Here is a 9110-nt window from a genome sequence, read left to right as displayed (position 1 = left end):
ATACTCTGTAAAATAAAGAAATGACAATAGCTATCCTGTCTTACAAAAACAAGAGAATTTATATAATGTGTAACATTATATAAATATTGATACACCACTTTCATTAAGTGGTGTACTTTTTTAATTTTATAGACCCTAATATGATCTATTTACACCACCAACAACACATCTTCATGAATAGCACATTTACAGTAACAAGTACTTTAGTTACAATAAAAGTATATTTTTTGAATATTCAATCTGAATTCCGCTAAATTATCAAAGAAGCAAAGTAAACCAATCTACGACCTTACCAAATATGATTACGAAGTAATAGGAAATTAGAAACAGCATGAATATCAACCCAACCTTCCTCTCTTCAATTGAGTAGAAGAATGATTTGTTTATTTTGTCTGTTAGGAGATTTTAAAAATGCAAAATAGTTATTACCACTTGTATTGCCCAAAGGGTGTACAAAGCCGATACAAATTGCTTGTGTTTAACGACAGTAATGAGCCATTTTTGCCGCTAACTGACTTTTATGATGATGTCAGTAAAAAAATCTCAGAGAGTTCGGCACTGTCTTATCTACAATGCCTTTTACCATTCTTTAGTTGGGTGGATAAATACAGCGTTTATCAAGGTAAACGTGTTCAATGGAGCGATTTTCCAGAAGCCATACGTATTGCTGTAGAAGATTATTTGATGGATCAAATGGCTTGTAAAGTTCGAGAAAAGGATTCTTTTCGTTTTATCAATCGTTCCAATAGAAGCCCCAATACAGTTCACCTTTTTCTTTCGGCTCTCAAGTCGTTTTACAACTCCTTGATTACACTGAGGCAATACAGCTATCCCAATCCCCTTATCGACTCTCACGCAATATTAAATGAATATAAAGCAAATACAGAAGGTGTGAGAGAAAATAAACCGCGACTACCTGATAAGGCCGGAACGGAAGACCCGCTTGTACATAGACGTTTGACAGATTCCTACTTTAAGCTCATTAACGAGGAATGGCAACCTGAAATCATTGATGATCATCTTCTCTACCATAAAATCAAACAAGCTGGTAATCAAGTTAATTGGTCATTACGAGAGAAGGTCATCGTCCGTATGTTATTTGAGACAGGAGCAAGAGTATCCGAAATAATTAAACTTACAATTGGAGATTATCGTTCCCGTAAGTCCTTTCAAGAAGTTAAAACATTTAGTAAAGGCAGTCATGGTCGTAGGGTGAAATTTCTTCGCTTTAGCAAAGATACCACGAAACTCCTGTTTCAATATATCAACAAGGAACGGAAAATATTTGACTCTGCAGGGCGGAATTTTTATTTGCTACCTAACGATGCACCAATGTTCCTGACGGAACGAGGGACCCCTTTGTCATATCAGACCTGGTATCCGCACTGGAATAAGGCCATGACATTGATGGACATAAGGTTAAACCCACACAAAATAAGACATTGGTTTGTTACGACCAGTATGCGTGAAATTTATAATATCTCCAAAACTGATGCAGAAATCACCCAACGTAAAAATGAACTTATTAAATATATGAAGTGGAAACAAAAAGAAACAATTGAAGTTTATGAACACCACTTTGATGAAGAAAGGCATCGAGGTTTTCATGACAAGATGCTTGAACATATAGCAAAGAAGGAAAAGGAGTACATGAATCAATCAAAACAAAAACGAATAAAAAAGGCAGAACTGACCATTGTAGACACAGCAAAAGACATAGAGTTAGAAGTGGATATACAAGTTCTACTGGATGATTTTGAGGGTGAATTATGGCAACAATAATAGACCTACCTATCTCCCCATTTTATAATGAATTAATAGGAAAAGTAGATGAACACATTCTGCATTTGCAGGATAACAGAGGTTTGTTTTTGTTAGATAAATTAGACGAAAAACCTATAAAATATCTTCTCGGTTATTGTCTAAATACACTTTGGAAGAATCAATTGTTATTAAATATGTTCCTTAGTGGAGAAAGAAATTTAGATGTTGAAACTATTTATTCTGCGACCGGAATATTGAATATAAGACTTAGAGAAATATTTTATGCTTATAATTTACAAACTTTTGCTGATTTTGATCCAGAAAAACACATATACGAGTATATGAAAGGAATCATTTGTCCTGAACATTCAAATGATCAGAAAGCAAAGTTTTTACGTTGCTATAACTTAGCTTCCTACTCAATTAACAAATGGTTTACAGCAAGGTTAAGTCAAAAACAACAGGAGTATTTTGAGCAATACTTACTCCCTACGCCTATGTTTGATAACCGAGATTTCTCGGTTTCTAAACAAGCAAGGGAACAAGCTCAAAACACTCGTAAGAGTGAGACAGACGTCATTGTCCCTTACCTTCCTCAGATTCGGGCGGAAGCAAATTTCCGATGGAGTTTGATGCAAAGATTGCGAAAAGCCTTTCTAACAGTTTGTAGGCAAGCTAAAAAGGACGATATCACATTACCCTTAGAATTTCATTACGATGAGCCTGAACGTATTGGAGAGAGGTTTTACTTCCGCTTATGGGATAAATCTTCCTTTGTTCTATATCACAAAGAGAAATTTACAGAAGGAGTTGTAAAATTAGCAAAAAAGCGTAAAGGAACGTATTCAGAGGAGAAGCAGAATTATTTTATAGAGTTTGTGAAAGCTGAACGCTTGGAAGATAACGATACAGTAGAAGGCCTATGGTTTGCAGAAATCCTGCAAGAAGGCGTATTAGGAGATTGGTCTCAAAATGCGACGGATGAAGAGTTAAAACGGAAACGAGAACTCCTATTCTCATGGGGATATGGCGAAGAAGGATCAATCACTAATCCTAAACCTTTCCAATCTATGCACAAAGGAATTCTATCTACAAATAGCTTTGGTTCTCTTCTCAACAATAAAGCTGAAGGTATTCTATTTGACGTACAATCTTTTTATGTCGCAGCAACCTTCGGTCTGTTAGCAATAGACATTTTGACGACAACAGGGGCAAGAATTAATGAATTACTACAAATTAACTCTTCAGAAAATGGTCTGCGGGCTATGAAAATAGGTGGCGATTTAAAGTTTTCTTTCTACGCTGTCCCAAAAGGACGAGATACAGTTGAGTCTTACCCAATTAGTAAGCATACCTTTCAACTAATAAAGAGAGTCAATTTGATGCTGAAAGAGCATTATCAAGGAGAAATTCCGAGTGTAAAGTATCGCGGGAGAAGGACACGCCTGTTTCCAGAGCCAAAACCTTATTTCTTTCAATATAATGAGAAAGCATTCACACATCCTGTCATTTATTCGTGTCTCCGTTTTCTCTTGCATGGATTATATTTCGAGACGCAAGAAGGAAAACCTATTACCTTTAAAGCACACCTATTACGTCATGCGTTCGCAACAGAAGCTGTTCAACGCCATGAAATTCCCATTGATATTGTAGCGAAAATCCTGCATCAGCGTGATTTGAACGTAACAAAATATTACTCTGAACCCACTACAAGTCAAGTAGCTGAAAAGGTTGGAGAATTGCATAGTGTAATTTCAAACTATGTTGACTTAGATGAAGCGATTCTTCGGAGTCCTGAAGAACTTCAGAAGGAATGGGAGGAACACAAAGCAAAAGTAGGTGTATATAACAATGTACTGGGCGGTACTTGCGTTACAGATAAAGTTTGTCCTGTAAAAATGGCATGTTTAGGATGTGTAGCAAAAATTCCGCAACCTGAAAAGAAACATGAACTATTTGAAATTGTCGAATTATCTAAGGATATGGAAAAGCGATTTATTTCTATGGGGTTAACACTTGAAGTGAATAAGGCAAAACAGATGCGAAAACTTGCAAGGAATGAATTAAAAGAGATTGAATTAATTGAAAAATATCGGGAGGAACAGACACATGAGCCACACATTTTCTTCAAGAAATAATCGAACATGGCTCAACGGAGTTTATGAATCACGTAGCCAACGTTCTCTTCTGTTAGGGAAGGGGGCAATTGACCTTCTGGTCAAACAAAACCTACCTGTTACATTAAAAACTGTATCGGAGAAGTCCAAAGAGATTGATTCCGAAGGAAAAGGGATTCACCCCAACACAATTACGACAAATTCCGAATTGAATGAGTATTATAAACAACACAGCAAAACATACAAGAAAAAATCAAATTCTAATCAGTCTCTACAAAAGCGTTCTGTTGCCTTTCCTCCTGTTGATTATCGCCGCATAAGTGCAGAACGAAACATAGAAAATGCAAAAAGAAAGTATATGAAAATGTCAAAAAAAGAACTTGTACAGCGACTACTCTTGGCGGAGCAATATATTGCAGAAAACAATCGAACGTGGATAGAGGAGCAATTTAAGAAATTTAAGTAAGTTCTCTTGGTTAAATCACCCTAAGTTTCATTAAATATTCTTTTTCAACAACCAAGGTTTTACTTTGGGTACAGATCGCAAAGTGAAAAAAACACGCTAAGGATTTTCCGAATCATTTTAACACTAATTTAAATTGTATTGTATTCGAAATTAGATAGACCATTTCGATAAGTTGTATTGTATTAGGTGCTAGTTAAATTTAAAAGATTTCATTAAAATAAGGTGTAATATAGATTTTAATTTTTTAATGGAGGAAAAATTATGGAACGAGTCGATGTAGTATATGCACTTATTTATGATGATACAAACAGAAAAATTCTTATGGTCGGAAACAAACGTGAAAATGGTAGTGAATGGAGCCTCCCAGGAGGGGCAAGAGAAAGTGGAGAAACTTTGGAACAGGCAATTATCCGTGAGACATTTGAAGAAACAGGGTTAACAGTTGAAATTAAAGATGTATTTGCTATTAATGAAAAGTTTTTTCCACATGCACATGCTGTAATATTCACTTTTGTAGCTAGAATAGTCGGAGGCGAAATATCTATTCAAGACAAAAATGAAATTACTGATATTAGTTGGATAAACATAAAAGAAGCTGAAGAAATTATGTTTTATTTCCCTGATGGCGTTCAAAATTTATTAGAAAAAAGACTAGTAGCTCCTTACTACTTCCAAACCAAGTAGAACAAAAAGAGCGATTACATAGTTTAAAACATTTAGAAAGCTAATTCTATCTATATATTAAGAAAGAATTAGCTTTTTGGTATTTATTTTTCTTAGCCTGGTTATTTCCGAAATGCTGGCGGTACCCTTACTTGATGACAGCCAATACAAATGTTGTGGTAAATGAGGTCATTTGTGATACAAAAAGAGGATAGAACATACAGAATAATTCTGTTTGTATCTATCCTCTTCTTTTCTTCTTATATAATGTGTAACATTATATATTTATTCTTGTTGAAGCAAATATGGATTCAAATTTCTTGAATCTAAATAAAATAAACAACCCTTTGCGTTTTGGAGATGTTGATTATTATCTATAAAGTAAAATAAATAGGGTTATCATAATACTCCAAAAAGGAACTACAAAAACTAATCCCCAAAATACCCCTTTAAAAAATTTAATCTCGTTATAGGTATCCATATCTATGTAAGTCGTATCTTTAAGTACAGTCATGTTTAGTCCTCCAAATATGAATTGTTTACTAAAATGAAAAAAGGACAAACCTCGCCCTGGTAGGGATACGTAGGTTTGTCCTTTAGTATGTGGGTAATGATATGTTTTATTACCATTATTATAACGTAATTTACAAATATTTTCAATTAGGTCGGACATCTTATTAACAAGCATACTAGCTGTATTAAAAATCTATTATAAATATATATCTTATATATTAAAAAGAAATAAAGATAAAACTATTATAGGTTATCAAAAATAGGGGAAAGATCTACTCCCACAAGAGAAAATTTGATGTTAGAACGTAAAAAATCATAAATAGTAGAAAATGTATCCGGAAATTCAATGATTATTAGACTATCAATCCTACAAAAAAGCATAAAGGGAATCATATGTTTCTACATGAAATCGGAAAGATATTGATACAAATCACTTTATATTTATCCGAATAGGAAAATAGGCTTTATTTTCTTTATTTTGGTAAATGAAGCAGTATCTAACGTCGAATTATCCACATTTTGTTCAAAAATGTAGCTATTTGTTAACATAACTCAGTATTTACACATGATTCACATTATTATTGATGATTTTTATTAGATAAAATGAACAACACTATTATTATCAAGAGTATTGAGGAAATATTATTCACATTGGATAATATTTGTCCTCATATCCACTATTTTTATAATTTTCCTTTTGATTTTTTGTAGGTATTATATGATAGGTTTTAATACATTAGAAGAATACTCCCTAGTGTTATGTGGAGAGTTAAATATTGCTAGAATCGAATTTGTATAGAATTGCATAAAAAAAGACTCCATTTTATATGAAGTCCTTTCGATTTGGTATTTATAAGTAGAGTAGCAGAAATGGATTACTAATCAAACAAACACGAATAGCCCTCTACTTTCGATTTTTTCAAAAATAGAGAGCTCATTACTATTATTTTATTTCCATTGCGGTTAGCACCTGATCTGGAGCTGTTATTGTTACACCAGCACGTACTAAACGTTCGAAGGTACGCATAAACTCTAGTAAATTAAACTGTTTTGGTAGCTCAATCACACGCAGTTGTTCTTGCGGTAGTTTATCGAGTGCTTCAATAAACCATTCACGTACATCACTTGGAATTGTGCGTTCTTTATGGCCACGAACTTTTAGTTTTTCACGCATTTCAATTTCTAAAGCGATATATGCATGGAGATTCACTCCCTGATCATATGCATATTTCCTAAATAACGTTTCTTCCTGGTATTTCAGATAATTACGGTGATAAGATTCTTCTATTACTGGTACCGCAAACTTCTGCTTCAATAATGCGTGCACATTTTTGAACATCTTCTTAATGTTACGAAGAGAGTACATAGAATAATGTAGGCCGAAATTAAAGATAGCTTGCTCACGTTCGCTATTTCTCTCTTTTGGTATATGTTGCGCAATAAGAGGATAGATACCTTCTTTTGCTGCTGTATCGAGAATTTGATATTGAGATGTTTGATGCAATAGTTTCTTCAATGTATATACAATTTTCGTTGGATATCCTTCTTTTCGATCAACCATGTCACGTAGTCCACGAATGACACTGCGAATTTGACGGTGACAAGTATGCTTTAAGACATGAATGAATTTATTCATGTCTGCAGACAGTTCACCGATATTCATCTCTTGTAGGACTGCTTCGATAAATTTCGCTTTTCGAGCATAGGTAGCTTTTGGTGTAAATGGATCCCTATGTTGTTCTTCTCCAGCTTCTTTCGAACATAAGAAGTCTGAATGGATAGACAGATATAATGTCGTATATCGTTTTGTATGCTTTACACCTTTTTGCATTTTGCAAATTTTGAATAGGGGATTCCCCGTACATGGTAATGCGGTTGTTAATTCCTCGATAACCGCACGAATCTGATGCGGATATTTTTTATGTAAGAAACGATACATCCCACCGAAGTGAGTTTTGTTTCCTCTTTCGTCTTGCTTGTCCAAAGAACGCTTTAAAGTTGTTTCCGTATGTTGTTGCATCGCAATATCTAAGAATAATTTCTTAGCTGCTACAGATAGTTTAAAGAAAGCCTTTGTAAATACAACAGGACTAATATATACGTATGGATTTGCTTTTTCTGTTTCCTCGTTCATAAAATGAGTCAGTTTGATTGTATATCGGCCATCTAAGCCATTTTCAATAGAGATAATGTTATGTAAGCTTAACTTTTTCAAAGCGATATAGAATTGAGAATGCTGAATGTATGCAAGCTCTTCTTTATATTGCTTGTAATCTTCCCACATCATATGTATGGTTACATTGGGAATGACACCATTAGTAAAGCATTTCTTATGTAGATATAAGAACACTTCTAGATCTGCATTTGTAATGCCGTATAATTTATGCTTTCTTCCAGTTTTTTCTGCAAGTGCAGATATTGCGCGACGTGAAAAAGATGGTTTAGCTTTTTCAACAAAGCCTTCTACGTCAGCAATGCGATCTTCGTATGTCATGTGCTGTAGAATATCTTCTAAATAAGTATCTTTATAACTGTAGTACTTCTCTTCAAATGCTTCCACAAGCTTTTGCCAAGATTTGAGTGTTACTAAAACTGCGTTTGTTGTTTCCCCATTTAAGCTACGTTGATTACGTATCACAAATGATTTCCCCATCTTTTTCACCTCCGTTCTACAAATTCAGAAATATATGCCAAAATACTATAAAATATACCAATTTTGATTATAGCAAATCGAAAATTGATGAAAGGTGCTCCTTTAAGAAGAAAAATAGCAACTTGCAACACCTGATAAAGCTAGTTGTATCAAGGGATAAGAGAATTTCATGAATTTTTTTTGTGTTAAGGATACCGCAAACGTGTTGCAAGTTGTGTGATATGTATAAAAGCAATTGAAAAAGCACCTAAACCCTTGGTATATAAAGGATTAGAGTGAAAATGGTAGGGAAGTTAGGTAAAGGATACCGCAAACATGTTGCAAGTTAGTGAATGCAATCATTAAAAATAAATTGTAATAATTAGCCTTGATATAAAAGGACTTGTTGGCATTTATAGAATGAAAGTAGGGAAAGGATACCGCAAACAGTGTTGCATCTTGTGAGAAAAATAAGGGCATGCATACCGCAAACGTGTTGCAAGTTGGGGAATATGTATAAAAATAAATAGAAAAGCACCTAAACCCTTGGTATATAAGGGATTACAGTGAAGATGGTAACGAAGTTAGGTAAAGGATACCGCAAACATGTTGCATTTTATGTATGTAACTTACTCAAAATATGAGAAAAATAGCTTAAAAACTTTAAAATGACATGATTTTTTTAAAATTACTTGGTTGAGAAATAAATTATACTGTTGCAAGTTGAAAGAAATAGGGAAAGGATACCGCAAACATGTTGCAAGTTGATTAGAAATAGGTAAAAAAAAGAGCAACCGTGTTGCAAGTTGAAGAGTTAAGGAAAGAAAGGCGCAAAAGAAATGCAAGTAAGTAGAAATAGGTAAAAGAAAGAGCAACCGTGTTGCAAGTTGAAGAGTTAAGGAAAGAAAGGCGCAAAAGAAATGCAAGTAAGTAGAAATAGGTAAAAGAAAGAGCA

The 9110-nt window shown here is 34.0% G+C and carries 6 protein-coding genes; 4 read left to right on the top strand and 2 right to left on the bottom strand.

Annotation, left to right across the window (positions count from 1 at the left end; translation table 11 throughout):
* Positions 1-411 precede the first annotated feature (411 nt).
* The 4 genes from ACTJJY_RS28525 (at position 412) to ACTJJY_RS28510 (ending at position 5031) form a co-directional block, all read left to right on the top strand.
* On the top strand, positions 412-1782 hold the full coding sequence (locus tag ACTJJY_RS28525; RefSeq protein WP_440607151.1) for a tyrosine-type recombinase/integrase: 1371 nt from the start codon (positions 412-414) through the stop codon (positions 1780-1782).
* Entirely contained in the window at positions 1770-3902 is a 2133-nt protein-coding gene (locus ACTJJY_RS28520) for a site-specific integrase (RefSeq protein WP_440607150.1), read from the top strand. Before ACTJJY_RS28525 ends, ACTJJY_RS28520 begins: the two co-directional genes overlap by 13 nt.
* Complete coding sequence (locus ACTJJY_RS28515) at positions 3874-4347, top strand: hypothetical protein (RefSeq protein ID WP_061885110.1); 474 nt, start codon at positions 3874-3876, stop codon at positions 4345-4347. The genes ACTJJY_RS28520 and ACTJJY_RS28515 overlap by 29 nt, the downstream gene beginning before the upstream one ends.
* 261 nt (positions 4348-4608) lie before the next feature.
* The gene (locus ACTJJY_RS28510; RefSeq protein WP_042596292.1) at positions 4609-5031 is read left to right on the top strand and encodes an NUDIX hydrolase; all 423 of its coding nucleotides are present in this window, start codon (positions 4609-4611) and stop codon (positions 5029-5031) included.
* 349 nt (positions 5032-5380) lie between these two features.
* Here ACTJJY_RS28510 and ACTJJY_RS28505 read toward each other — a convergent pair whose 3' ends face one another.
* Entirely contained in the window at positions 5381-5524 is a 144-nt protein-coding gene (locus tag ACTJJY_RS28505; protein WP_176530813.1) for a hypothetical protein, read from the bottom strand.
* 942 nt (positions 5525-6466) lie between these two features.
* Positions 6467-8176: a hypothetical protein gene (locus ACTJJY_RS28500; RefSeq protein ID WP_440607149.1), complete on the bottom strand. Its 1710-nt coding sequence runs from the start codon at positions 8174-8176 to the stop codon at positions 6467-6469.
* Between the last annotated feature and the right edge of the window lie 934 nt (positions 8177-9110).

Origin of the sequence: Bacillus sp. 22475 (assembly GCF_052044835.1) — a bacterium.
GTDB classification, from domain to species: domain Bacteria; phylum Bacillota; class Bacilli; order Bacillales; family Bacillaceae_G; genus Bacillus_A; species Bacillus_A cereus.
The sequence above is the reverse complement of the archived record's forward strand: the minus strand, read 5'-3'. Positions and strand labels throughout refer to the sequence as shown.

Bases quoted from the DNA above. Each gene is read 5' to 3' on its own strand.
- ACTJJY_RS28525 (WP_440607151.1), top strand. From the start codon at position 412: ATGCAAAATAGTTATTACCACTTGTATTGCCCAAAGGGTGTACAAAGC.
- ACTJJY_RS28520 (WP_440607150.1), top strand. From the start codon at position 1,770: ATGGCAACAATAATAGACCTACCTATCTCCCCATTTTATAATGAATTA.
- ACTJJY_RS28515 (WP_061885110.1), top strand. From the start codon at position 3,874: ATGAGCCACACATTTTCTTCAAGAAATAATCGAACATGGCTCAACGGA.
- ACTJJY_RS28510 (WP_042596292.1), top strand. From the start codon at position 4,609: ATGGAACGAGTCGATGTAGTATATGCACTTATTTATGATGATACAAAC.
- ACTJJY_RS28505 (WP_176530813.1), bottom strand. From the start codon at position 5,524: ATGACTGTACTTAAAGATACGACTTACATAGATATGGATACCTATAAC.
- ACTJJY_RS28500 (WP_440607149.1), bottom strand. From the start codon at position 8,176: ATGGGGAAATCATTTGTGATACGTAATCAACGTAGCTTAAATGGGGAA.